The organism is Cobetia sp. 3AK, assembly GCF_029846335.1.
GTDB classification, from domain to species: Bacteria; Pseudomonadota; Gammaproteobacteria; order Pseudomonadales; family Halomonadaceae; genus Cobetia; species Cobetia marina.
The window spans coordinates 60,110-85,570 of the sequence record NZ_JARWKR010000007.1; the positions used below are offsets into that span (position 1 = coordinate 60,110).

Annotated in this window: 20 protein-coding genes and 1 pseudogene; 19 read left to right on the forward strand and 2 right to left on the reverse strand. The window is 62.8% G+C overall.

Annotation, left to right across the window (positions count from 1 at the left end):
- Nucleotides 1–792, reverse strand: coding sequence for a type I methionyl aminopeptidase (gene map, locus QD228_RS11585; RefSeq protein WP_077378170.1), 792 nt, complete (start codon nt 790–792; stop codon nt 1–3).
- A gap of 316 nt (nt 793–1,108) precedes the next feature.
- Between map and rpsB the strand changes: the two genes are divergently transcribed.
- The 18 genes and pseudogenes from rpsB to tilS all read left to right on the forward strand — a co-directional run bounded on the left by rpsB (nt 1,109) and on the right by tilS (nt 23,054).
- Nucleotides 1,109–1,843, forward strand: a complete 735-nt coding sequence (gene rpsB, locus QD228_RS11590; RefSeq protein WP_065392491.1) for a 30S ribosomal protein S2 — start codon at nt 1,109–1,111, stop codon at nt 1,841–1,843.
- Between the two features lie 179 nt (nt 1,844–2,022).
- Nucleotides 2,023–2,892, forward strand: a complete 870-nt coding sequence (tsf, locus tag QD228_RS11595; protein WP_065392492.1) for a translation elongation factor Ts — start codon at nt 2,023–2,025, stop codon at nt 2,890–2,892.
- A 115-nt stretch (nt 2,893–3,007) separates the two neighbouring features.
- Nucleotides 3,008–3,745 (forward strand): UMP kinase, encoded by a 738-nt coding sequence (gene pyrH / locus QD228_RS11600; protein WP_240499639.1) that lies wholly within the window; start codon nt 3,008–3,010, stop codon nt 3,743–3,745.
- A 4-nt stretch (nt 3,746–3,749) separates the two neighbouring features.
- Nucleotides 3,750–4,307, forward strand: a complete 558-nt coding sequence (gene frr / locus QD228_RS11605) for a ribosome recycling factor (protein WP_077377825.1) — start codon at nt 3,750–3,752, stop codon at nt 4,305–4,307.
- A gap of 55 nt (nt 4,308–4,362) precedes the next feature.
- Nucleotides 4,363–5,106 (forward strand): polyprenyl diphosphate synthase, encoded by a 744-nt coding sequence (gene uppS / locus QD228_RS11610; protein WP_084207816.1) that lies wholly within the window; start codon nt 4,363–4,365, stop codon nt 5,104–5,106.
- On the forward strand, nt 5,106–5,909 hold the full coding sequence (locus QD228_RS11615) for a phosphatidate cytidylyltransferase (protein WP_191237717.1): 804 nt from the start codon (nt 5,106–5,108) through the stop codon (nt 5,907–5,909). Before uppS ends, QD228_RS11615 begins: the two co-directional genes overlap by 1 nt.
- A gap of 11 nt (nt 5,910–5,920) precedes the next feature.
- A complete protein-coding gene (gene ispC / locus QD228_RS11620) occupies nt 5,921–7,141 on the forward strand; it encodes a 1-deoxy-D-xylulose-5-phosphate reductoisomerase (protein WP_077378177.1) in 1,221 nt (406 codons plus the stop codon).
- Between the two features lie 88 nt (nt 7,142–7,229).
- Nucleotides 7,230–8,585: a sigma E protease regulator RseP gene (rseP, locus tag QD228_RS11625; protein WP_279875647.1), complete on the forward strand. Its 1,356-nt coding sequence runs from the start codon at nt 7,230–7,232 to the stop codon at nt 8,583–8,585.
- Nucleotides 8,586–8,843: 258 nt separating this feature from the next.
- A complete protein-coding gene (bamA, locus tag QD228_RS11630) occupies nt 8,844–11,180 on the forward strand; it encodes an outer membrane protein assembly factor BamA (RefSeq protein WP_170877460.1) in 2,337 nt (778 codons plus the stop codon).
- Nucleotides 11,181–11,297: 117 nt separating this feature from the next.
- Nucleotides 11,298–11,810, forward strand: a complete 513-nt coding sequence (locus QD228_RS11635) for an OmpH family outer membrane protein (protein WP_077377836.1) — start codon at nt 11,298–11,300, stop codon at nt 11,808–11,810.
- Nucleotides 11,811–11,896: 86 nt separating this feature from the next.
- Nucleotides 11,897–12,934 (forward strand): UDP-3-O-(3-hydroxymyristoyl)glucosamine N-acyltransferase, encoded by a 1,038-nt coding sequence (gene lpxD, locus QD228_RS11640; protein ID WP_077378183.1) that lies wholly within the window; start codon nt 11,897–11,899, stop codon nt 12,932–12,934.
- 251 nt (nt 12,935–13,185) lie between these two features.
- Entirely contained in the window at nt 13,186–13,629 is a 444-nt protein-coding gene (gene fabZ / locus QD228_RS11645) for a 3-hydroxyacyl-ACP dehydratase FabZ (RefSeq protein ID WP_077377839.1), read from the forward strand.
- Nucleotides 13,626–14,393 (forward strand): acyl-ACP--UDP-N-acetylglucosamine O-acyltransferase, encoded by a 768-nt coding sequence (gene lpxA / locus QD228_RS11650; protein ID WP_077377842.1) that lies wholly within the window; start codon nt 13,626–13,628, stop codon nt 14,391–14,393. The genes fabZ and lpxA overlap by 4 nt, the downstream gene beginning before the upstream one ends.
- Nucleotides 14,394–14,395: 2 nt before the next feature.
- Nucleotides 14,396–15,547, forward strand: a complete 1,152-nt coding sequence (gene lpxB / locus QD228_RS11655; protein ID WP_279875649.1) for a lipid-A-disaccharide synthase — start codon at nt 14,396–14,398, stop codon at nt 15,545–15,547.
- 92 nt (nt 15,548–15,639) lie between these two features.
- A pseudogene (gene rnhB, locus QD228_RS11660) lies at nt 15,640–16,284 on the forward strand (ribonuclease HII); the annotation flags it as partial.
- Nucleotides 16,285–16,712: 428 nt separating this feature from the next.
- On the forward strand, nt 16,713–20,213 hold the full coding sequence (gene dnaE / locus QD228_RS11665) for a DNA polymerase III subunit alpha (RefSeq protein WP_077377851.1): 3,501 nt from the start codon (nt 16,713–16,715) through the stop codon (nt 20,211–20,213).
- 277 nt (nt 20,214–20,490) lie between these two features.
- The gene (gene accA / locus QD228_RS11670; RefSeq protein ID WP_084207821.1) at nt 20,491–21,444 is read left to right on the forward strand and encodes an acetyl-CoA carboxylase carboxyl transferase subunit alpha; all 954 of its coding nucleotides are present in this window, start codon (nt 20,491–20,493) and stop codon (nt 21,442–21,444) included.
- A 143-nt stretch (nt 21,445–21,587) separates the two neighbouring features.
- Nucleotides 21,588–23,054, forward strand: a complete 1,467-nt coding sequence (gene tilS, locus QD228_RS11675; RefSeq protein ID WP_279875652.1) for a tRNA lysidine(34) synthetase TilS — start codon at nt 21,588–21,590, stop codon at nt 23,052–23,054.
- A 104-nt stretch (nt 23,055–23,158) separates the two neighbouring features.
- Here tilS and ppx read toward each other — a convergent pair whose 3' ends face one another.
- Complete coding sequence (ppx, locus tag QD228_RS11680; protein WP_279875703.1) at nt 23,159–24,643, reverse strand: exopolyphosphatase; 1,485 nt, start codon at nt 24,641–24,643, stop codon at nt 23,159–23,161.
- A 489-nt stretch (nt 24,644–25,132) separates the two neighbouring features.
- Here ppx and trxA point away from each other — a divergent pair, with 489 nt between their 5' ends.
- Entirely contained in the window at nt 25,133–25,459 is a 327-nt protein-coding gene (trxA, locus tag QD228_RS11685; protein ID WP_077377859.1) for a thioredoxin, read from the forward strand.
- The last annotated feature ends 2 nt before the right edge of the window (nt 25,460–25,461 follow it).

Here is a 25,461-nt window from a genome sequence, read left to right on the forward strand (position 1 = left end):
TCAACCCTCGAGGAAGGAGAGGTCCTCTTCCGTGCGACGTGTCAGCACCTCGACGCCGGTGGCGGTGACCAGCAGGGTGTGCTCCCACTGCGCGGACAGGCTCTTGTCCTTGGTCACGGCTGTCCAGTCGTCCTTGAGTACCTTCACCTTGTAACCACCGACATTGACCATCGGCTCGATGGTCAGGCACATGCCTTCCAGGAGCTCGGCGTCGGCACGGGCTTCGTAGCCGTCATAGTGCAGCACCTGCGGGTCCTCATGGAAGCCGGCACCGATACCGTGGCCGCAGAAGTCACGCACGACGCTGTAACCTGCCGCTTCGGCATGCTTCTGGATGGCGCGACCGATCTCGGAAAGACGTACGCCCGGGCGTACCAGCTCGATGCCCTTGTAGAGACATTCCTGGGTGATGCGGCACAGGCGCTCCGCCTGGATGGTCGGTTCCCCGACGATGTACATCTTCGAGGTGTCGCCGTGATAGCCGTCCTTGATCACGGTGATGTCGATGTTGAGGATGTCACCCTTCTTGAGCTTCTTGTTGTCATCGGGGATGCCGTGACAGACAACGTGATTGATCGAGGTGCAGATCGATTTCGGGAAGCCGTGGTAGTTGAGCGGTGCCGGAATGCAGCCCTGAACCTCGGTGATGTGATGGTGAGCGATGCGATTGAGCTCGCCCGTGGTGACACCGGGACGGACGTGCTCGTCGAGCAGCTCCAGCACTTCAGCCGCCAGACGGCCGGCGACGCGCATCTTGTCGATTTCTTCAGCTGTCTTGATGGGAATGTTCATGAGGACTCGAGGCAGGAGATAAGAGGGATGAAACGCCGCCAGGCCGCGCGTGGCGGGGGAATGGCGCGACGCATCGCGTGCCGTGTCGGGCAGTCGCGACTTCATATCGTGGTCGAGCTATGGTATAAAGCCGCGCGCTTTCCTGCAAATTCTCCTCGATCGGCCACCTCCGGGCATCTGGCCGAGGCGACATTGAAAGGACTGACGTACATAACCCCAATCCACACACGTTCCGTCACATGGTCCCGGGTGCCGCGCAAGCGGTCGGATCCATGGGGGACGTGGAGGCCCAACCCGATATCCAGGAGATATTCACATGGCGCAAGTCAACATGCGCGATCTGCTCAAGGCAGGCGCACACTTCGGTCACCAGACCAAGTACTGGAACCCGAAGATGTCCAAGTTCATCTTCGGCGCTCGCAACAAGATCCACATCATCAACCTCGAGCACACCCTGCCGGCGCTGAACGAAGCCGTGTCAGTGGTCGAGAAGATGGCTGCCAATGGCAACAAGATCATGTTCGTGGGCACCAAGCGCGCTGCCGGCAAGATCATCAAGGAAGAAGCTCGCAAGGCTGGCCAGCCGTACGTCAACCATCGCTGGTTGGGCGGCATGCTGACCAACTTCAAGACCATCCGTCAGTCCATCAAGCGCCTGCGCGAAATCGAGCAGATGCATGAAGACGGTACCTTCGCGAAGCTGACCAAGAAAGAAGTCCTGATGGCCACTCGTGAGCAGGACAAGCTCGAGCGTTCCATCGGCGGTATCAAGGAAATGGGCGGCCTGCCGGACGCCATGTTCGTGATCGACGTTGACCACGAGCGCATCGCGATCAACGAAGCCAACAAGCTGGGCATCCCGGTCATCGGCGTCGTCGATACCAACTCCAACCCGGACGGCGTGGACTACGTCATCCCGGGTAACGATGACTCCATCCGTGCCATCCAGATCTATGTCCAGGCAATTGCAGGCGCCTGTGGCAAGAACAAGGAAGAAGAGCTGGCCGGTGAGTTCGTCGAAACTGCGGCTGAAGAAGACGCAGCAGAGTGATCCTGGCGGCTTGATCTGACTGTCACACACGCTGCGCTACACTAAGTGCGGCATGGCCTAGCCAAGCGGCAGTCAGGTCAGGCAATGAGGGGGCCACGGCCCCCTCATTTGCGACCGCTCAAGCGGTCGTGACCGAATTCCCGTATTCAAAGACGTCGACACGACAGAGGTTTCATCCCATGGCAGCTATCAGCGCATCTATGGTCAAGGAACTGCGTGAGCGTACTGCGCTCGGCATGATGGAATGCAAGAAGGCTCTTACCGAAGCCGGTGGCGACATCGAGCTCGCGATCGAGAACCTGCGCAAGAACTCCGGCCTGAAGGCCGCCAAGAAAGCTGGCCGTGTGGCCGCTGAAGGCGCCATCGTCATCAAGGTCGCCGACGATGCCAGCTATGGCGTGATGGTCGAAGTCAACTCCGAGACCGACTTCGTCGCTCGCGATGACAACTTCCAGGCCTTCACCAAGCTGATCGCCGACCGCGTGTTCGAGACCAAGAACACCGATATCGCTTCCCTGATGGAAGGCGAGCTGGAAGACACTCGTGGTCAGCTGGTTCAGAAGATCGGTGAGAACATCTCCGTGCGTCGCGCCGAGCTGGTCGAAGCGCCGGCCGGTGGTGTCGTCGGTGGTTACGTCCACGGCGGTCGCATCGCGGCTCTGACCCTGCTGCAGGGCGGCACCGCTGACGCGGCCAAGGACGTTTCCATGCACGTCGCAGCCGTGAACCCGGTCTGTGCACGTCCGGCAGACATGCCGCAGGAACAGATGGACGCCGAGAAGGCCATCATCCTTGCTCAGCCGGACATGGCTGGCAAGCCGGCGGAAATCGCCGAGAAGATGTCCCAGGGCCGTCTGAAGAAGTACCTGGCTGAAAACAGCCTGACCGAACAGCCGTTCGTCAAGGACCCGAACCAGACCGTCGCCGAGTTCGTCAAGGCTGCCGGCGGTGAAGTGGTATCCTTCGTGCGCATGGAAGTCGGTGAAGGTATCGAGAAGGAAGAAGTGGACTTCGCAGCTGAAGTCCGTGAGCAGGCCAGCCGCGCGTAAGGGCTGACTGTTTTCGCTTCTCACGATGGCGTGCGCTTAGTCGCACGCCATCGTGTATCTGGCCCCCGCCTTCGGGCCGCCCCGTCCCCGTATGTCAGTATCAGGAGAAATTCGCATGGCCACCATTTCCGCTGAACGCAATGCCAAGTACAAGCGCATACTGCTCAAGCTTTCCGGTGAGGCCCTGATGGGCGATGGCGAGTTCGGCATCGACCCCAAGGTGCTGGATCGCATGGCGCTGGAAATCGGTCAGCTGGTGGGCATCGGTGTCCAGGTCGGCATCGTGATCGGCGGCGGTAACCTGTTCCGTGGTGCGGCCCTGCAGGAAGCCGGCATGGAACGCGTGACCGGCGACCACATGGGCATGCTGGCCACCGTCATGAACGGTCTGGCGCTGCGTGATGCACTGGAGCGTTCCAACATCCGCTCTCGCGTCATGTCTGCCATCCCGATGAGTGGCGTGGTAGAACATTACGACCGCCGTACCGCGATCCGTTATCTGACCTCGGGTGACGTCGTCATCTTCTCCGCCGGCACCGGCAACCCGTTCTTCACCACGGATTCCGCCGCCTGTCTGCGTGGCATCGAGATCGATGCCGATGCCGTCATCAAGGCGACCAAGGTGGATGGTGTCTACGACAAGGACCCGGTCAAGTTCCCGGATGCCGTGAAGTACGAGAGCCTCAGTTATGACGACGCGCTGGAGCAGAAGCTCGGCGTGATGGATTTGACCGCCATCTGCCTGGTGCGTGACCATGACATGCCGGTACGGGTGTTCAACATGAACAAGGTAGGCGCGCTGCTCAACCTGGTGGTGGGTGGCAAGGAAGGCACGCTGATTGATAGAGGGTAAGATTGTGATCAACGATATCAAGAAAGACGTCGAAGCACGCATGAAGAAGACCATCGAGTCCCTCGGTGCCGCCTTCAGCAAGATTCGTACCGGTCGTGCGCATCCGAGCATTCTCGATGCCGTGACGGTCGACTACTACGGTAGCCAGGTGCCGCTGAATCAGGTGGCCAACATCACCACCGAAGATGCGCGCACCCTGACTGTCGTGCCGTGGGAAAAGCCCATGGTGCCGAAGGTCGAGAAGGCCATCATGACTTCTGACCTGGGTCTCAACCCGTCCACCGCCGGTGACGTGATTCGCGTGCCGATGCCGATGCTGACGGAAGAGACGCGTCGTGGTTACACCAAGCAGGCGCGTGCAGAAGCGGAAAACGCCCGCGTGGCGCTTCGCAATGTGCGTCGTGACGCCAATGGCGACATCAAGAGCCTGCTCAAGGACAAGGACATCTCCGAAGACGATGCACGTCGCGGAGAAGACGAGATCCAGAAGCTGACCGACAAGTATGTGGCGGAAGTCGACAGTGCTCTGGAGCACAAGGAAACTGACCTGATGCAGGTCTGATCGGGTCTGCCGCCGGCACCCTGTCGGCGGCATCCGGTGCTCGTAGCGAGACCCCATGACGTCACCGAATTCCCTCTCCACGCCACGCCATGTGGCGATCATCATGGACGGCAACAACCGCTGGGCGAAATCCCGCGGCTGGGCTGGTATCCGTGGCCATCGTGCCGGTGCCGAGACCGTCCGCAGTACCATCCGTCGCGCTGCCGAGCAGGGCGTCGAGGTACTGACCCTGTTTGCTTTCTCCAGCGAGAACTGGAAGCGTCCGGCCAATGAGGTCAGTGCGCTGATGGAGCTGTTCCTCATGGCGCTCAAGCGTGAGGTCAAGAAGCTTCATCGACACGACATACGCCTCTCCGTGATCGGGGAGCGCAGCCGCTTCTCAAGCTCCATCCAGAAACATATCCGCAGTGCCGAAGAGATGACGCGCGACAATCGCGGCATGCATGTGGTCATCTGCGCCAACTACGGTGGCCGCTGGGACATTGCCGAGGCTGCCCGACGTCTGGCGACGCAGGTCGAGCGAGGCGAGCTCAAGGCCGCGGATATCGACGAGTCCCGCCTCGGGGCCGAGGTCTGTCTGAGTTCGCTCCCGGAAGTGGATCTGTGCATTCGCACCAGTGGCGAGCAGCGTATCTCCAACTTCCTGCTCTGGCAGCTGGCCTACGCCGAGTTCTACTTCTCGCCGGTGCTGTGGCCTGATTTCGACTCGGCGGCCTTCGATGAGGCGCTCGATGCCTATGCCCAGCGTCAACGGCGCTACGGCATGACCAGCGAACAACTCGACGCCGAGGGGCTCTAGTGCTCAAACAACGAATCATCACCGCGCTCATTCTCGCCCCGCTGGCGCTGTGGGGGCTGTTTGGCCTCGACGGTGCCGCCTTTGCGGTCATGACCGGGGGCGTGGTGGCACTGGCCGCCTGGGAGTGGGCCAATCTTGCCGGCGTGCGTGCCGGCGCGGCGCGTCTGCTGTTTCCTGCCTGCATGGCGCTGGCGATGCTGCTGGTGTGGTGGGCGGATGCCTCCCAGGCTCGCTGGCCGCTCTATCTGGCGGCGCTGGCATGGGCCGTCAATCTGCGCTGGGTGATGCATTACCCCGAAAAGCGTCAGGAATGGCATGCCACCGGCATGCGACTGGGTGTCGGGGTCCTGGCACTGTTGCCGACCTGGTTCGGCTTTCTCCAGCTCAAGACCAGCGGTGGCGAGTGGCTGCTGTACGTGCTGCTGATGGTGTGGGCGGCGGATATCGGCGCCTATTTCTCCGGCAAGCGATTCGGCAAGCGCAAGCTGGCGCCACGTGTCAGTCCGGGCAAGTCCTGGGAAGGTGTCTACGGCGGGCTGGTCGCCACCGGATTGCTGGCCACCGGCTATGCGCTGGCAGGGCAGGCCGACTGGCTGCCGCTGCTGGTGGTCACGCTGGGCGTCACTGGCGTCTCGGTGCTGGGAGACCTGCTGGAAAGCATGTTCAAGCGCGAGCGTGAGATGAAGGACTCCAGTCAGCTGTTGCCGGGGCACGGCGGCATCATGGACCGCATCGATAGTCTGACGGCGGCCGTGCCGTTGTTTGCGCTACTGTTGCCCTGGGTGCTGGGAGGTGGTGCGTGATGGCGGGTGACATGTCCTCCAATGCGCCGGTGCAGCGCATCACGATTCTGGGGGCCACCGGCTCCATCGGCTCCAGCACGCTGGATGTGATCTCGCGCCATCCGGAGCGTTATGTGGTGCATGCATTGAGTGCCGCCACGCGCCATGAGGCATTGCTGGAGCTGTGCCTGGTCCATCGACCTCAGGTGGCGGTGATCGCCTCCGCCGAGGCGGCGCTGTGGCTCGGTGAGGCGCTCGAGGGCGTCGAGAGCTACCAGGGCACGCCCATCGAGGTACGTCACGGTGAGCAGGCGCTGGTGGACATCAGCGAGGCCCCCGAGGTCGACAGCGTGATGGCGGCCATCGTGGGTGCTGCCGGGCTGCTGCCGACTCTGGCTGCGGTGCGTGCGGGAAAGCGCGTCCTGCTGGCCAACAAGGAGGCGCTGGTGTGTGCCGGCCAGTTGTTCATGGATGCGGTGAAGCAGCACGGTGCGACGCTGCTGCCCATCGATTCCGAGCACAACGCCATCTTCCAGTGCCTGCCGCCCGAGCATCGCGATGGGCTGGCCCCCATCGGGGTCGAGAAGCTGCTGTTGACTGCCTCGGGTGGCCCGTTCCGTGACGAGGCCGAGTGGCCTGCCGAGCGCCTGGCGACGGTGACGCCGGCCGAGGCCTGCGCGCATCCCAACTGGTCGATGGGGCGCAAGATCTCCGTCGACAGTGCCACCCTGATGAACAAGGGGCTGGAACTGATCGAGGCCTGCTGGCTGTTCGCCTGTGGGCCCAACGACATCCAGGTCGTCGTGCATCCCCAGAGTGTCATTCACTCGATGGCGGCTTACAGTGATGGTTCGGTGCTGGCCCAGATGGGCAATCCCGACATGCGCACGCCCATCGCCTACGCGCTGGCCTGGCCGGAGCGCATCGATGCCGGCGTCGAGCCGCTGGATCTTTTCCAGGTGGCGCGACTCGACTTCCGTGCCGCTGATGAGACGCGCTTCCCGTGTCTGCGTCTGGCGCGTGAAGCCATCGCGGCAGGCGGTACCTGGCCTGCAGTGATGAATGCCGCCAATGAGGTGGCAGTGGCAGCCTTTCTCGAGGGCCGCCTGGCCTTCGATCGTATCCCGGTGGTGGTGGAAGCCGTCATGCAGGCTCGCCCGCCCCTGGCGGTGGATGGTCTCGAGGTGATCCTGTCCGAAGATGCCGCGGCACGTGAGTTGGCAGCCGCCCAACTGGCCCTCGTCGGGCCCTGAAATCCTATCTTGCACTGTCTTGTCACTTTCCTTGTGGGCGTGACAGGGCAGGCTGCCCATCTCGGGCACCAATTTCCAGGAGCGCGTGATGGGTGTGATCCAGAATATTCTTGCCGTGATCGTCGTGCTGGGGGTGTTGATCACCATCCATGAGTACGGTCATTTCTGGGTCGCGCGTCGTTGCGGCATCAAGGTGCTGCGCTTCTCCATCGGTTTCGGCAAGCCGTTCTGGTCGTGGACGGACCGCCACGGCACGGAATACGGTGTCGCGGCCATTCCATTGGGCGGCTACGTCAAGATGCTGGATGAGCGCGAGGGGCCAGTCGACCCGTCGGAGCGCCATCTGGCCTTCAATACCAAGTCCGTCTGGAAGCGCATCGCCGTCGTCTCGGCAGGGCCGCTGGCCAATTTCCTGCTGGCGATTCTGGCGTACTGGGCGCTGTTCGTCGCCGGTACCACGACCGTGGTGCCGATGGTCGGAGCGGTGGCGCCGGACTCTCCTGCAGGGCGTGCCGGGCTGACGCCCGATGCGGAAATCGTCGCCATCAATGATCAGCCGACACAAAGCTGGGAGGCGATCAATCTGCGCCTCATCGGCGCGATAGGGGACGACCAGCTGACGATCACCACCCGTGCTCCGGGCACCAGTGCCTCGCGTGAACAGACACTGGATGTCGAGCGCTTCCTGGTGGATCAGGATCCGCCGCGTCCGCTGGTCACGCTGGGCATCACCGCCTGGCGGCCCCAGCTGCCGGCGGTGCTGGGGCGAGTGCTGGAGGACGGTGCGGCGCAGGCTGCCGGCTTGAAGGCGGGAGACCGTATCGTCAGCATTGATGGCGTGCTGGTGGTGGACTGGATCGACTTCGTCGAGCGTGTGCGCGGTGCGCCGGGCGAGACGCTGTCCGTGCTGGTGGCGCGTGATGGCAAGGAAGAGACGCTGTCACTGACGCCCGCGAGCAATGCGCTCGATGACGGGCGTGTCGTGGGGCAGGTCGGCGCCGGTGTCGAGAATGTCAGCTGGCCGGAAGAGTATCAGCGTGAGCTCAGCTATGGGCCCCTGGCTGCCGTAGGGCAGGCGGTGAGCAAGACCGGCGAGATGACGGTGCTGACGCTGGACTCCATCCGCAAGATGCTGGTGGGCCTGATCGCGCCCTCCAATCTGTCCGGACCGATCACCATCGCGCGGATCGCCGGTGATACGGCTCGCTCCGGGCTTGAAGCCTTCCTGGGCTTCATGGCGTATCTGTCCATCAGTCTCGGGGTATTGAATCTGCTGCCGATTCCGGTGCTGGATGGCGGGCATCTGCTGTTCTATCTGGTCGAGGCGGTGCGCGGCAAGCCACTGTCCGAGAAGGTGCAGAATGCCGGGCTCAGGATCGGCATGGCGCTGGTCGGGTCGTTGATGTTCATGGCGATCTATTTCGACCTCATGCGTCTGTGGTAACCACCAGGATGGCGAAGACGGGGTGCCTCAGGATTGCCTCGCGTTTCCTGCAAGATGAACCAGAGCTGAACTGTCGCCCCTCATGAGGGTCAATTCATTGCACGGGCTGGCCAACATGGCCAACTCCCGTCATCATGCCCACACGACTTCGGCCCCGATTGCCGACCCCCAGGGGTGCTGTCTTGTCAGTAGCCAGGGGTTGTGTATAAGGTGCCTGTTTATCCAAGCGGGCGGAATCCAGAGAAGCGAAGCGACTGCATGAAACTCAAGACCATTGGATTGGCAGCTGCGCTGCTCGGGGCCAGTCAAGGCGCCTTGGCCGCGTCTTTCAAAGTATCCGACATCCGGGTAGAAGGCCTTCAGCGCGTGTCTGCGGGCACCGTGTTCAACGCCTTCCCCGTCTCCGCTGATCAGACCGTCGAGGATGATGATCTGTCCTCCGCGGCGCGCCAGCTGTTCGACACTGGCCTGTTTGATGATATCCGCCTCAAGCGTGATGGCGATGTGTTGATCATCGACGTGGTCGAGCGCCCGACGATCTCCAAGATCGAGATCGACGGCAACTCGCAGATTCCCGACGAGGACCTGCGCAAGGGCCTCAAGGAAGCCGGGCTGGCCGAAGGTCAGGTGTTGCAGCGCTCCACCCTGGAAGAGATGCAGCGTGAGCTGGAGCGCGTCTACCAGGCGCAGGGCCGCTACAGCGCTCGCATCGAGACCTCGGTGGAAACCCTCGAGCGCAACCGTGTTCAGGTCAATATCGACGTCAAGGAAGGTGCGGTCGCCAAGATCCACCAGATCAACATCGTCGGCAACTCCGCCTTCGATGACGAGACCCTGCGTGAACAGCTCGAGCTGGAAGACCGCCCGAGCTGGTTCTTCGGCTGGTTCTCCGACGACGAATACTCGCGCGAGAAGCTGACCGGGGACATCGAGACGCTCAAGTCCTGGTATCTGGATCGTGGTTACGTGAACTTCCAGGTGCGCTCGACCCAGGTGTCCATCTCGCCGGACAAGTCCGAGATCTTCGTCACCATCAATGTCGACGAAGGCAAGCCGTACAAGATCGGTGAGATCGGTTTCGCCGGCGACATCAAGATGAAGGAAGAGCGGGCGCGTGATCTGGTCAAGCTCGCTCCGGATGCCCTTTATTCCCAGCGTGATGTGACGGCTTCCAGCGAGGCCCTGCGTCAGGCATTGGGAGCCGACGGCTTCGCCTTCGCCAAGGTCAACGCCGTGCCTGAGGTCAATGAAGAGAGCGAGACGGTGGATCTGACCTTTGCGGTCGACCCCGGCAAGCGCGCCTACGTGCGTCGCATCAACTTCAAGGGCAATACCACGACGGCGGACGAGGTGCTGCGTCGTGAGATGACCCAGCTCGAGGGTGCGCCTGCCTCGACGGACAAGATCAAGCAATCCAAGCAGAAGCTCGAGCGTCTCGGCTTCTTCAAGCAGGTCGATGTGGACACGCGTCCGGTCGCCGGCGAGCCGGATCAGCTGGACGTCAACTACAACGTCGAGGAACAGCCGTCGGGCTCGATCTCGGCGTCGGTCGGCTTCTCTCAGGGTGACGGGGTCATCTACGGGGTGGGGCTGTCGCAGAAGAACTTCCTGGGCACCGGCAACGAAGTCAACATCAATGCCCAGAAGTCCGATGACTACACCAATGTCAGCTTCGGCTATACCGACCCGTACTGGACACTGGATGGCATCTCGCGTGGCTACAACCTGTTCTACCGCAAGGTGGATTACGACGATGATGACGATGTCGCCAGCTACGCGACCGACAGCTTCGGCGGTGGCATCAACTTCGGTTACCCGATCAACGAACTGTCGCGCCTGAATTTCGGTGCCGGTTACGAGTTCGTGCGCGTCAAGGACTTCGATGACAGCCCCGCCGAGGTCACGCAGTACATCAGTGATGAGGGCGAGGATTTCAACCTCTACAAGCTGACCGCCAGCTGGTCGCGCAACAATCTCAACCGCGGCATCCTGCCCACGGCGGGCAGCTCGCAGCTGCTGTCACTGGAAGTGGCAGTGCCCGGCTCCGATGCGGACTATTACAAGTTCCGCTACAAGGGGCAGAAGCTGTTCGAACTGCATGATGACTGGTCGCTCAAGTTCCGGACCGAACTTGGCTATGCCAATTCGTTCTCCGGCGATACCTACCCGTTCTTCAAGAACTTCTATGCGGGTGGTCTGGGCAGCGTGCGTGGTTACAGCTCCAACACCCTGGGTCAGGCATCCACCGAGGTCGATGACGGTGATGACGATACCCTGGGCGGCAACATTCTGGTCGAGGGCGGGATCGATCTGATCTTCCCGATGCCCTTCGTCAAGGACAAGCGCAGCGTCCAGCCGTCGTTCTTCGTGGATGCGGGGAATACCTATCTGACGTCCTGCTACGATGTCGGCTCCAGCTATTCCAGTTCCTGCGAGAGTGGCGTGGACCTCGGCGATCTGAATTACAGTGCCGGTATCGGCCTGTCATGGATCACGCCGGTTGGCCCGCTGACCTTCAGTGTCGCGCAGCCCATTGGTGACGATGACGACGACGACACCGAGATCTTCCAGTTCTCACTGGGCCAGACCTTCTAAGGCGGACATGACGCCACACCGGTGGGCAACCGATGTGGCGTCATGTCCCCGCTGCCGGCGCCGCCGTTCCTGTTCTGGCGTCGGTCACCGAACAACAGGCCTACAAGGAGTTTTATGATGCGTAAATTGACCCGCGCACTGTGTCTGGCAGGCGGCCTCGCAGCCTTTGCGACCCCGATGATGGCCCAGGCCACGGAAGTGGCGGTCATGGACTGGCGCCAGGCGCTGTTGAGCTCCGATGCTGCCCAGCGCTCCATGAATCAGCTCAAGAATCAGCTGGCTGGCAAGCAGGATCAGGCCAAGGCGCTGGCCAAGGAGCTTGAGACCATGCAGAACAAGCTGCAGAAGGATGGTGCGGTGATGTCGGATTCCGAGCGCCAGTCACTGCAGCAGCAACTGCGCCAGAAGGGCGGGCAGTTCCAGCAGCTGCGCGGCCAGGTCCAGCAGCAGCAGCAGCAGGCCGAGCAGGCATTCCTCAAGCAATCCAAGCCCAAGCTGGACAAGGCCATTCAGCAGGTCGTCGACAAGCACGGTGTCGAGCTGCTGGTGGACCGCAGTGCCACGGTCTACAGCAAGGATGGTCTCGACCTGACCGATGAGGTCACCCAGGTCTTCAACTCGCTCAACTGATGTCGTCGCGCGTCACGGCGCGCGATGCCAGCATTGAGCATGCCTACGCGAATGCGAGCCAGCGGCGCCCGACGCCTAGAGACAGCATGAAAAAGCAACAATTCTCCTACACTCTCGAGGATCTGGCTCAGCGGCTGGGTGCTCGACTCGTTGGCGACCCGAACGTTCGGGTCTCTGGTCTGTCGACGCTGGTGGACGCGGCGCCAGGCGATATCGCCTTCCTCGCCAATCGCGCCTACCTCAAGTATCTCGCGGACTCTCAGGCCACGGCGGTGCTGCTGCACGAGAGTCATCTCGACGAGTGCAAGAGCCATGCGCTGGTGCTGGACAATCCTTACCTGGCCTATGCCGAGCTGTCACGGTTGTTCGATCCCATGGCACAGGCACCGCAGGCCAGCGTGCATCCCAGTGCGGTCGTCGATGAGACGGCCACGCTGGGCGCGAATGTCGAGATCGGCCCGCAGGTGGTGGTCGGCCCCGGTGTCAGTATCGGGGATGGCTCCCGTCTCCAGGCCGGGTGCGTCATTGGCGCTGACAGCGTGCTGGGCGAAGGGTGTCTGCTGCATCCCAATGTCACGCTCTATCACGGGGTGGTCATCGGGGCGCGGGCAGTCCTGCACAGTGGCTGCGTGATCGGTGCCGACGGCTTCGGTTTCGCCCACGACGGCAAGGGCTGGCACAAGATCGCCCAGCTGGGTGGCGTGATGATCGGTGATGATGTCGAGGTCGGCAGCTGCACCAGCATTGACCGAGGAGCACTCGGCGACACCATCATCGGCAATGACGTCAAGATCGACTCCCAGGTCCAGATCGCGCACAACGTGCAGATCGGAGATCACTCGGCGCTGGCCGGCTGTGTCGGCATCGCCGGTTCCACCAAGGTGGGTCGCTACTGTCTGATGGGCGGTGGCGTGGGGCTTGCCGGGCATCTGGAAATCTGTGATGGCGTGCAGGTCACCGGCATGAGTCTGGTGACCAATTCCATCACCAAGCCGGGCGTGTACTCGTCGGGTACCGGGGCGATGGACAATGGCCTGTGGCGCCGCAATGCCGTGCGTTTCAAGCAGCTGGATCAGCTCGCACGACGTCTGAACCAGGTCGAGAAGGACTTGAAGGACAGGTAGCGCTGCTCTGGCACCGCGGCAGGTGCCAGCAGGCGTTGTCCATGAGGCAGTGGTCGCTGGTTTTGTGCCTTGTGCCGAGCGCCTGTCCAGGCAGGTCATCTCGTCAGCCCGGCGACTCTGGGCAATGAGCGGCTGCCAGTCGCGCGCAAGGACGCTATAATGCGCGCCATTGCCAGAACGGCGGTCCGGACCGTCATTACATGCCTGCCCGAGTGCGGCAGGCATTTCGTTATTTCAGAGGTTGCAAGCCAATGGTTATGGACGTCAACGAGATCCGTGAGTATCTCCCGCACCGCTATCCTTTCCTGCTGATCGATCGGGTCATGGAACTGTCCCTTGGCGAGTTCATCGTCGCGCGCAAGAATGTGAGCATCAATGAGCCGTTCTTCAATGGCCACTTCCCGGGACACCCGATCATGCCGGGTGTGCTGATCGTTGAGGCCATGGCTCAGGCGGCAGGTATTCTGGGTTTCAAGACGGTCGACAAGCGTCCTGCCGATGGTTACATCTATTACCTCGTGGGCAGTGACAACGTGCGCTTCAAGCGTCCGGTCATGCCGGGCGACCAGCTCGAGATCAGCGCCCGCGTGCTGCGCGAGAAGCGTGGTATCTGGAAGTTCGCCTGTCAGGCCAAGGTCGACGGTGACGTGGTCTGTGAAGCCGAAATCATCTGTGCCGAGAGGAAGGTCGCTTGATACATCCTACTGCCATTGTCGATCCCGGCGCCCGCCTGGCCGACGATGTCGAGGTCGGTCCGTTTTGCGTGATCGGTGCCGACGTCGAGATCGGCGCTGGCACGGTGGTGGGGCCGCACGTCGTCATCAAGGGTACGACGGTCATCGGTGAGCGTAACCGCATCTTCCAGTTCGCCTCGGTCGGTGAGGATTGCCAGGACAAGAAGTACGCCGGTGAGCCGACACGCCTGGAGATCGGGGATGACAACGTCATTCGCGAGGGTGTGACCCTGCACCGGGGTACCGTCCAGGATGCCAGCCTGACACGCATCGGCAGTCGCAACCTGTTCATGGCCTACTCGCACGTGGGCCATGATTGCATCATCGGGGATGACTGCATCATGGCCAATCAGGCGACGCTGGGGGGGCATGTCCATCTGGGCAATCACGTCATTCTTGGCGGATTGTCGGCGGTGCACCAGTTCTGTCATGTCGGCGAGCACGCCATGGCGGGCGGTGGCTCCATCATCACCAAGGACATCGCGGCCTTCGTGATGGTCAATGGGCACCCTGCCGAGGCGCATGGCCTCAACAGCGTCGGCCTCAAGCGCCGTGGTTTCAGTCGCGAGACCATCTCCGCCCTGAACGCGGCCTACAAGACGGTCTTCCGTCAGGGGCTGACACTGGCGCAGGCACTCGAGAAGCTGGAAGGTGAGCCGCCTCTCGCCGAGCGCGATGTCTTCATCGCCTCGCTCAAGGCGTCCACTCGTGGCCTGACACGCTGAGCATGCGCATCTACCTGGTAGCCGGAGAGCTCTCCGGTGACATCCTCGGTGCCAGCTTGATGCGCGCGCTCAAGGCGCGTCATCCCGATGTCGAGTTTCGTGGCATCGGGGGGCCGCGCATGCAGGCCGAAGGCTTCGACAGCCTCTATCCGCTGGAAACTCTCTCCATCATGGGGCTGGTCGAGGTGCTCAAGCATCTGCCGGAGTTGATCAAGGTGCGTCGCCATCTGTTGCGCGACGCGCTTGAGTGGCAGCCTGACGTGATGATCGGTATCGATGCTCCCGACTTCAATCTGGGGCTCGAGCTGCGCCTGCGCAAGCGGGGCATCACTACGGCGCACTATGTCAGTCCCTCCGTCTGGGCCTGGCGTCAGGGCAGGGTGAAGACCATCCGCCGTGCCGTCGATCGCATGCTGACCTTCCTGCCCTTCGAGGCGGCCTTCTATCGCGAACATCAGGTGCCGGTGACCTTCGTCGGCCATCCGCTGGCGGATGAGTTGCCGCTCGAGGATGATCGCGATGCTGTTCGCCTGCAGCTGGGGATTGCCCCCGACGTGCAGTTGCTGGCGGTGTTGCCGGGATCCCGTGGCAACGAGATCCGTTTCCTCGGCGAGACCTTCCTGGCCGCCATTGAACGCCTTTGCCAGCGTTACCCTGCGCTTGAAGTGGTGATTCCGGCCGCCACGTCGCTGCGGCGTAGCGAGCTTGAGTCACTGATGCAGGGGCGCGAGGCGCTGGATCGCAGTCGCATTCACCTCATCGATGGCCAGTCGCGTGAAGCGATGACTGCCGCCGATGCCGTGCTGCTGGCCTCCGGTACGGCAGCGCTCGAATGTCTGCTGTGTCATCGTCCGATGGTGGTGGCCTATCGCATGGCGCCGATGACCCACCGCATCGCACGGCACATGGTCAAGACCGATTGGATTTCGCTACCCAACCTGATTGCCCGCGAGACATTGGTGCCGGAGCTGATCCAGGACGCAGCCACGCCGGAGTCCATCGAGGAAAGCCTCGCTCCCTTGCTGTCGCGTGCCGCCGGCGATGTCTGTCGCCAGCGTGAGCTGCGTGAGCGCTTCGTCGCCATGCATCGTGAGTTGACCTGTGATGCCAGCGCCGCGGCCGCCATTGCCATCGGTGAGCTGGCGGGGCGCTGATCACGATCGCCCGTGATGCCTTTACTGACTGATACCCCCTGATCGGCAGGCCGCAACAGTGGTCTGTCGGTTGTCTGACGCCCCGAGATACCATGACCGACTCTGCCGATCGACCCGCCACTCTGCCCGCCAGCCGCAAGCGCAAACCCGCCGATGATTTTCCGGCGCTGGTGATCCCCTATCACGGGGAGCTGCTGGCAGGTATCGATGAGGTCGGGCGTGGACCGCTGGTCGGGCCCGTGGTGGCGGCAGCGGTGATTCTTGACCCGAATGACCCCATCGAGGGCATCACCGACTCCAAGAAACTCAGCGAGAAGAAGCGCCTGGCACTGTACGAGCAGATTCGTGCGCGTGCCTGGGCCTGGGCGATCGCCGAGGCTACCAGTGAAGAGATCGATGAGCTGAACATCTATCAGGCCACGCACCTGGCGATGCGGCGTGCTGTCGATGCCCTGGGCGTACGCCCGGAATATCTGCTGGTGGATGGCAACCGCTTGCCGGGGCACGAGATTCCCGGCATGGCAGTGGTGAAGGGCGACCTGCGCCACGCCGCCATCGGCGCGGCTTCCATACTGGCCAAGGTATACCGCGATGCCCAGATGGCAGCGCTGGATGCCTGCTTCCCCGCCTACGGTTTCGCGCGTCACAAGGGCTACCCGACCCGCGAGCATCAGGCTGCCATCGAGACGCATGGCATCCTTACCCTGCATCGCAAGAGCTTCGGGCCGGTCAAGCGGCTTTACATGGCCGGGCATGTGCCGCAGGCCGTGCCGGAAGATGCATTGATCGCGCTGCCGGCCCCGGTTGAGCCAGCCGCTGAGCCGGACAAGGCTGTCGAGTCATCAGAGCAATCGTCGGGGCCGTCAGAGCGATCGTCGGGGCCGTCAGAGCAGGAAGCGGCCCTGGCGACGAGTGAGCCGAGCCAGTCTCCCGCTGAAAAAAAGCCGCCAGCCGTGGTCTGACTGATGCCAGTGAGACCACGGCATCCCCGTCAGTCGAGGTCGTCCTGACAGGCGAGGCGCCTTCAGACGATTCCTCCGACGCGCTATCCTTGGCAGCGGAGTCCCCGCCTTCAGCGTCCGAGGCGCCGGCAGCGTCAGCGCGGCCATCGTCACCCGCCGCGACTGAATCCTTTACCGTCACGCAGACTTCACGAGCCGATTCCATGACCACGCCCTTTGTTCACCTGCGCGTTCACACCGAGTTCTCTCTCGTCGATGGTCTGCCCGGCGTCAAGCCGCTGATCAAGGCGACCGCCACGGCAGGCCAGCCGGCTGTCGCGGTCACCGACGAGGCCAACCTGTTCGGGCTGGTCAAGTTCTACTCCAATGCCCGAGGGGCCGGGATCAAGCCGATCATCGGTTCCGATCTGTGGATGACCAATCCGCAGGACGTCACGCGTCCCTACCGCATCACGCTGCTGGCGATGAATGACATCGGCTATCGCCATCTGACCGAGCTGATCTCGCGCGGTTGGACCGACGGCCAGAAGCAGGGGCGTGCCTATCTCGAGAAGCAGTGGATCTTCGAGCAGGCCGAGGGGCTGATCGTGCTGTCCGGGGGTCGCGAGGGCGAGATCGGGCGTCATCTGCTCTCGGATCACGAAGACACCGCACGGACCCTGCTGAGCGAATGGAAGGCGGTCTTCGGGGATCGCTTCTATCTGGAGCTGACCCGTACCCAGCGCCAGTACGAGGAAGAGTGCCTGCACCTGTCGGTGGCGTTGGCTGAGGCGACCGATACTCCGGTGGTCGCCACCAATGACGTGCGCTTCCTCAAGCGTGAGGACTACTGGGCCCACGAGACGCGCGTGGCCATCGGGGAAGGCAAGGCGCTGGATGACCCGCGCCGCGAGACCCGCTACAGCGATGAGCAGTACCTGAAGACCGCCGAGGAAATGCACGAGCTGTTCGCCGACATTCCCGAAGCGCTCGAGAACAGCGTGCTGATCGCGGCGCGCTGTTCCGTGACGGTTCAGCTGGGGACCTACTTCCTGCCCGAGTTCCCGGTGCCGGAAGGCATGACGATGGATGAGTTCTTCCGCAAGGTTTCCCATGATGGCCTGACGGAACGCCTCGAGAAGCTCTATCCGCGCGACAGGCATCCCCGCGACAGCGAAGCCTGGGCTGACACCGAACAGCGCTATCGTTCCCGCCTGGACTTCGAGCTCGACATCATCCTGCAGATGGGCTTCCCCGGGTACTTCCTGATCGTCATGGACTTCATCCAGTGGGGCAAGGACAACGGCGTGCCGGTCGGCCCGGGGCGTGGTTCCGGTGCCGGCTCACTGGTGGCCTATGCCCAGAAGATCACCGATCTGGATCCGCTGGAATACGACCTGCTGTTCGAGCGCTTCCTGAACCCGGAACGTGTCTCCATGCCCGACTTCGACGTCGACTTCTGCATGGAGAAGCGCGATCGCGTCATCGATTACGTGGCCGAGCGCTACGGGCGCAATGCGGTCTCGCAGATCGTCACCTTCGGCACCATGGCCGCCAAGGCGGTGGTGCGTGACGTGGCGCGTGCCCAGGGGCGTCCCTACTCGCTGGGCGACAAGCTCTCCAAGCTGATTCCCTTTGAAGTCGGCATGACGCTGGAGAAGGCCATCGAGCAGGAGCCTCAGCTCAAGGAATTCATCGAGAACGATGAAGAGGCCCAGGAAATCTGGGAGATGGCGCTCAAGCTCGAGGGCACCACCCGCGGTACCGGCAAGCACGCCGGGGGCGTGGTGATCGCTCCCACCAAGCTGACCGATTTCTCGCCGCTGCTGTGTGAAGAGGATGGCAGCGGTCTGGTGGTGCAGTTCGACAAGAACGATGTCGAGGAAGCCGGGCTGGTCAAGTTCGACTTCCTGGGGCTGCGTACCCTGACCATCATCGACTGGGCGACCGAGATGGTCGACAAGGTCCGTGAGCGTGAAGGGCTGCCGCCGCTGGAGATCGATGACATTCCGCTGGACGACGCCAAGACCTTCGACATGCTGCAGAAGGCGGAGACGACGGCGGTCTTCCAGCTGGAATCCCGCGGCATGAAGGAGCTGATCAAGAAGCTCAAGCCTGACTGCCTGGAAGACATGATCGCCCTGGTGGCCCTGTTCCGTCCGGGCCCGCTGCAGTCCGGCATGGTGGATGACTTCATCAACCGCAAGCACGGTCGCTCAGAAGTGTCTTATCCACACCCGGATTATCAGCATGAGCTGCTCAAGCCGGTACTGGAGCCGACCTACGGCATCATCCTGTACCAGGAGCAGGTCATGCAGATCGCGCAGGTGCTGGCCGGCTACACGCTGGGCCAAGCCGACATGCTGCGCCGCGCGATGGGCAAGAAGAAGCCGGAAGAGATGGCCAAGCAGCGTGCCGGCTTCATGGAAGGGTGTGCCGAGAAGGGCATCGACAAGGACCTGGCGGGCAACATCTTCGACCTGGTGGAAAAGTTCGCCGGTTACGGCTTCAACAAGTCCCACTCGGCGGCCTATGGCCTCGTCTCCTACCAGACGGGCTGGCTGAAGGCGCACTATCCGGGGCCGTTCATGGCCGCGGTGATCTCGACCGAGATGCAGACCATCGAGAAGGTGGTACCGCTGATCGAGGAATGCCGCCATATCGGCCTGACGGTCACGCCACCGGACGTCAACATCGGTGGCTACAAGTTCACCGTCGACCTCGAAGGGCGCGTCGTCTACGGGCTGGGCGCGATCCGTGGCGTGGGCGAGGGCCCGATCGAGGCGATCGTCAGCGCACGTGCCGAGGGTGGGCCGTTCAGCGACATCTTCGACTTCTGCAAGCGCATCGATGCCAAGAAGATCAACAAGCGCACCCTGGAGGCGTTGATCCGCTCCGGGGCGCTGGACAACATCGGCCCGTCCCGTGCGGTGCTGATGCTGGCGGTGGAGGATGCGCTCAAGGCCGCCTCCCAGAATCATGCCAACAACGATGTCGGCATCACCGACATGTTCGGCGATGCCTTCAGCGAGCCGGAAACGGATGTCTACGCCGGCTATCGCAAGGCGCGTGAGTGGACCGACAAGGAGCGCCTCACCGGCGAGAAGGACACCTTGGGGCTCTATCTGACCGGCCATCCCATCGATGAATACGAAGGTGAGCTCAAGCGCTTCATCAATGCGCGCATCAGCGACCTGAAGCCGTCGCGGGAGCCGCAGCGCATCGCCGGGCTGGTGATCGCCATGCGCACCATGAAGTCCAAGCGTGGCGATACCATGGCCTTCGTGACCCTGGATGATCGCACCGGACGCATCGAGGCCTCGATGTTCGGCGAACTCTACGACCAGGTACGCAACAAGCTGGTACCTGACAGCGTGGTGATCGTCGAGGGGGAGGTCAGTCAGGATGATTATTCCGGCGGCCTGCGCCTGCGTGGCAAGGATGTCACGCCGATCATCGATGCGCGGGCGCGCTTCGGTGAGGCCGTCGAGATGAGCATCGCCGCCGAGGATATCGGCGGACGCTTCACCCAGCAGCTATCCACGCTGTTGACGCCGCACCTGGCCAGCGAAGGCCTGCCGATGCGGCTACGCTATCGCAATGCCGCCGCGGAGGCCTGGCTGGAGCTTGGTGAGCAATGGCGCGTCGCCCCCAGCGATGAACTGCTGATCCAGCTGGGTGAGGTGGAAGGCCAGCGCGGCGTGCGACTCAAGTACCGTGAGTGATTGTTGATCAAGGGGGAGGGACGCCATCCCTTCCCCTTGATGATGCAAGTGAAACGAGGTGGTGAAGGGCGTGGGGGAGAGGCAATCCCGCGCCGAACGGGCGGGCAAGGTTTGCACCTGTCGAACAGGGTGCGATAATGCCCCCCTATCTTTTCCGTACCCAATTCCATGCCGACTGTGACCGCCGTGAGCCACAGATCGCCTGAGCGCTTGCTCAGGGGGAGTGACCCGGCCGACTCGCTTTCCTGGCTGCCCGAGACGACGAACGAAACGCCTTATGAATCCCAATTATCTGGACTTTGAACAGCCGATCGCCGAGCTGCAGGCCAAGATCGAGGAACTCCGTCTGGTCGGTAACGACTCCCAGGTCAACCTGTCTGACGAGATCGCTCGTCTGCAGGACAAGAGCACCAAGCTCACCGAGTCCATCTTCAAGGACCTCGGTGCCTGGCAGGTATCTCAGCTGGCGCGTCATCCGCAGCGTCCGTATACCCTCGACTACCTCGAGAACCTGTTCACGGATTTCGATGAGCTGCACGGCGACCGTCACTACGCGGACGATGAAGCCCTGGTCGGTGGCATCGCGCGTCTCGACGACAAGCCGGTGATGGTGATCGGTCACCAGAAAGGCCGTGACGTGAAGGAAAAGGTGCGTCGCAACTTCGGCATGCCGCGTCCGGAAGGCTACCGCAAGGCCTGCCGTCTGATGGAGATGGCCGAGCGCTTCAAGATGCCGATCCTGACCTTCATCGACACCCCGGGTGCCTATCCGGGCATCGGTGCCGAGGAGCGCGGTCAGTCCGAGGCCATCGCCTACAATCTGGCAGTGATGTCGCGTCTCAAGACCCCGATCATCTCCACCGTCATTGGTGAGGGCGGTTCCGGTGGTGCACTGGCCATCGGCGTGTGTGACGAGCTCAACATGCTGCAGTACTCCACCTACTCGGTGATCTCGCCGGAAGGGTGTGCCTCCATCCTGTGGAAGAGCGCAGAGCGTGCCGCCGATGCCGCTGATGCCATGGGCATCACGGCCTCGCGCCTCAAGGAGCTGGGCTTCGTCGACAACTTGATCAAGGAGCCGCTGGGTGGCGCGCACCGCAATCCGCAAGCTGCTGCCGACAGCATCAAGGCCGCGCTGGGTGAAGGCCTGGAGCGTCTTGGCGCGCTGGATACCGACGCCCTGCTGGAGCGTCGTTACCAGCGCCTGATGAGCTACGGCGCACCGGCATGATCTCTGCACATCACGCTTGATGCGCATGCAGTTCACGCCTGAGTGACCAGGACGCCTCCGGAATCTTCCGGGGGCGTCCTTGCGTTCAGGGCCGCTTTTTCTCCGCTCACTTCATCCATCTGCTTTCGCGACGGGAGCCCGGCATGTCTCTGTCTTCTTCACTGGACTCGATGTCCTCGTCTCCGCAGTCTCTTGGCGAGATGGCGGAATCGCGCGCACTCGTTGCCGTCCGTGCGGCGTTGGCAGCAACGGATTCACGGCACACGGTATGGATCGCACTCTCGGGCGGACTGGATTCGGTGATGCTGGCGAGGCTGGCGGCGCGAGCGGCGCAGGAGTGCCCACGGCGACTGCGCCTGGTGCATGTGCACCATGGCCTGCAGGCGGCCAATGATGATTTCGAGCGTCTGGCGCGCAGGCTGGCCTCGCGGTTGGGGCTGCCGTTGAGTGTGCGCCATCTGGCGCTGGATGAGGCGGCATTCAAGTCGCGAGGCGTGGAGGCTGCCGCACGTGAGGCGCGGCTGGCGGCACTGACGGCTTGTCTGGCGGCGGGCGATAGCCTGTGGCTGGCGCAGCATCAGGATGATCAGGCCGAGACACTGTTGCTCAACGCGCTGCGCGGCAGTGGCGGGCGCGGGCTGGCGGCCATGCCGCCTGAGCGGGCGCTGACCGTGGGCAACTTGTCCACTGGGCGAGATCTGCCCCCCCATGCGCGTGCACGACTGGTACGCCCGCTGCTGGATGTCTCTCGCCGTGATCTCGAGACTCTGGCGAGTCAGCAGGGGCTGTGTGTCTCACGAGACTGGTGCGAGGACCCCAGCAATCTCAGTCAGCGTTTCGATCGCAATTATCTGCGTCACACGGTGCTGCCGGCACTCGAAGGGCGTTGGCCACAGGCTGCGGGCAGCCTTGCGCGCTCGGCGCAGCAGCTCCAGGAAGAGCAGTCATTGCTGGATGAGCTGGCGGCCGAGCTGCTGGCGAAGGTACGGCTGTCAGGCGCGGAGCGCGTCACGCCGGGGCAGGAGCTGGAGCAAGGGCAGGAGCAAGAGCAAGAGCAAGAGGTGCAGCTGTCGCTGGCACGTCTGGGCGAGTTGAGTGAGCCACGTCAGCGTCTGGTCCTGCGCCACCTGTGCCAATCACGCGGCTGGCCGGTGCCGCCGCGCGGGCGCCTGGCCAGTCTGCAGCAGTGGATCGTCACGCCGCCGGACTCGGTGGCGGAGGTGCGCTGGCACAGTCCGGTCTCAAGTCTGGTGGTGCGCCTCTGGCGCGGTCAGCTGTGGTGGCAGGCGAGTGATACCGTTACAAGGAATGGTCTTGGTGATGGGGTCAGTGACTGCCAACGGCGTGAACTGGATGATCGGGCGAGACAGAGCTGGCAGGCATTGGCCGCGCAGGAGGACGAAGTCGTGATCGGTCGGCGTCAGCCGGGTGATGTCATGCGTCTGGCTGACAGGGGCCGGCGGGACCTCAAGCGCCTGCTGCAGGAAGCCGACATCCCGCCCTGGCAGCGCCACCAGCTGCGGGTAGCGCGACGTGCCCGCGATCAAGCCATCGTGGCGCTATGGCATCCCGCGTGCGGGTGGTGGTTGCGAGCAAAGCCGAGTGGCTGACTGTGGGCCTCAGAAGTCGGCCCCGGGAGTCAGTCTCGACAGAGAGTCTCACGGGGCCCTGGGCGTAGTGGCGGGACAGCACGAGGCCAGGGCGGCGTCCGTTCTCAGTCGACGTCTTCGAGGGTGAGCGTCATGTCGGAGGCCTTCTGCAGACTGCTTTCCTGGGTCAGGTCATCACAGATCAGACTGTGATCCCGATATTCTTCTGCCAGGCTCAGTCGCAATTCGTCGCCCTTGGCGCTCAATTGCGTGCCGAGGACAGGCTGTTCAGGGCGTGAATGATTGAGCATCACGGCGATGCGCAGCAGGCGCGCCAGACGGGCGAGGCGTGGCTGGAGCGTCAGCGGCAGATTGGCAAGCTCCCGGCTGGCGAACTTGCGACGATGGGCGCGTACCAGGAAGGCGAGCGCCTTCTGCTCCGGTCGCGAGAACCCCTGCAGGTCGGAATGCTCGATCAGGTAGGCGCCATGACGATGGAACTGGCTATGCGAGATGGCCAGCCCGACTTCATGCAGTTCGGCCCCCCAGGCCAGCATCTGGCGGGAGGTTGCCCCCAGTGACCACGTATCCGCGACCTGGTCGAACAGCGCCAGCGCGGTATCGCGCACGTTGGCCGCATGGCGGGTGTCGATGCCATAGCGACGGCGCAGCAGATCGATGGCCGCGATGCGCGAGTCTTCCGCCGTATTGCGACCGATCAGATCAAACAGCACGCCTTCGCGCAACGCGCCATCGGAGTAGCGGATCTGCTCGAGTTCCAGGGCTTCGAAGATACCGCACAGGATCGCGACCCCGGCCGGGAAGACGCTGGCGCGGTCACTTTTCAGGCCTGGCAGGCTGACCTTGTCGAGACGCTTGAATCCCAAGAGAGCGGTGCGCAGCCGATGGAGTCCCTCGCGAGTCACCAGGCCGTGTGCTGCCCAGCCATGGGCTTCCATCACGCTGGCGGCTGCCTTGATGGTGCCGGAGGAGCCGACGGGGTCGTCCCAGCCCAGCTCGCGATAGCTGCGCTGTATGCTGGCCAGCTCCGAGCGAGCGGCCAGTTCGGCACGGCGCATGCGTTTCTCGCTGATCTCGCCGTCAGAGAAGAATGTCTTGGTATAGGCCACGCAGCCCATGTGCAGACTTTCCAGCAACAGCGGCTCGAACTGTTCACCGATGATGAATTCCGTCGAGCCGCCGCCGATGTCGATGATCAGACGCTTGCCATGCACATCGGCCAGGGCATGGGCGGCCCCCAGATAGATCAGGCGCGCTTCTTCACGGCCGGCGATGATCTCGATGGGATGCCCCAGCAATTCCTCGGCGCGATCGATCAATGTCTGGCTGTTGTGCGCGGCACGCAGCGCGTTGGTGCCGACGATGCGCAGATGCTCCGCCTCGATGCCATCCAGGAAGGGCGCGAACTGTGCGAGGCAGTTGAGCGCACGCTCCATGGCATCTTCACTGAGCATGCCGTCTTCATCCAGGCCAGCTGCCAGCTGGATCTTCTCGCCCTGCTTGGCCACGACCTGCAATTGTCCGGCCTGATGATTGGCCAGCAGCAGATGGAAACTGTTGGAGCCGAGATCGATGGCGGCCAGCTTCAACAGTGGTGCATCGTCACTGGTGTCCGTGGCAGCGGGGGAGCTGTCAGGTAGAGAGGAGGCTGAATCACTCAAATGCATGGTCCTTGTGGCAGGTCCTGCTGGCAGGCCTTGCGCGAACGGGCGCTGCTACATGCGCTGTCCTCGAGGGCAGGGCGCCATGTGCCAAGCCGTCCACGCTGCGGAGTATCACGGTAAAGAATGCAATGTCAGTCTGGATCAAGGTTGCGGCGACTTGTGTGAGGTGTCAAACCTCATGGCATGTCGTCGGCAGGATCGGTCGAGAGTGGGGCATGTCAGAGACAGGGCGTGGTAGTCTACTGGTGCGACATGACAGTCGTGCGAAGCGCCAGAGAGCGATGCCTCTCGTGCAAGGCGCTCGCGTGACACCGCTCGTCGCGGGGCTTGCCGTCATCGTCGTCACGCTGAAGCATCATCATTTACCTGCAGGAAGATCAGCAAGGCCGATGTGGCCTGGGAGATAACGTCGCGATGAGCGAACGTGTGGCACCGATTTCAGAAAGAGACTTTGAATCCGTGGTGTTGGAGAGCGAGCAGCCGGTACTGGTGGATTTCTGGGCCTCCTGGTGTGGGCCGTGCAAGACGGTGGCCCCGACACTCGAGTCGCTGGCGGAGGAATATGAAGGGCGGTTGAAGATCGTCAAGGTCGATGTCGATGAGGCCCCTGAACTGGCGTCCCGTTTCGGCGTTCGTGGCGTGCCGACCCTGATGCTGTTCCTGTCCGGAAATGTCGAGGCCAGCAAGGTCGGGGCGATGCCTCGTGCGCAATTGGCCGCCTTCCTGGATGCCAACCTGTGATG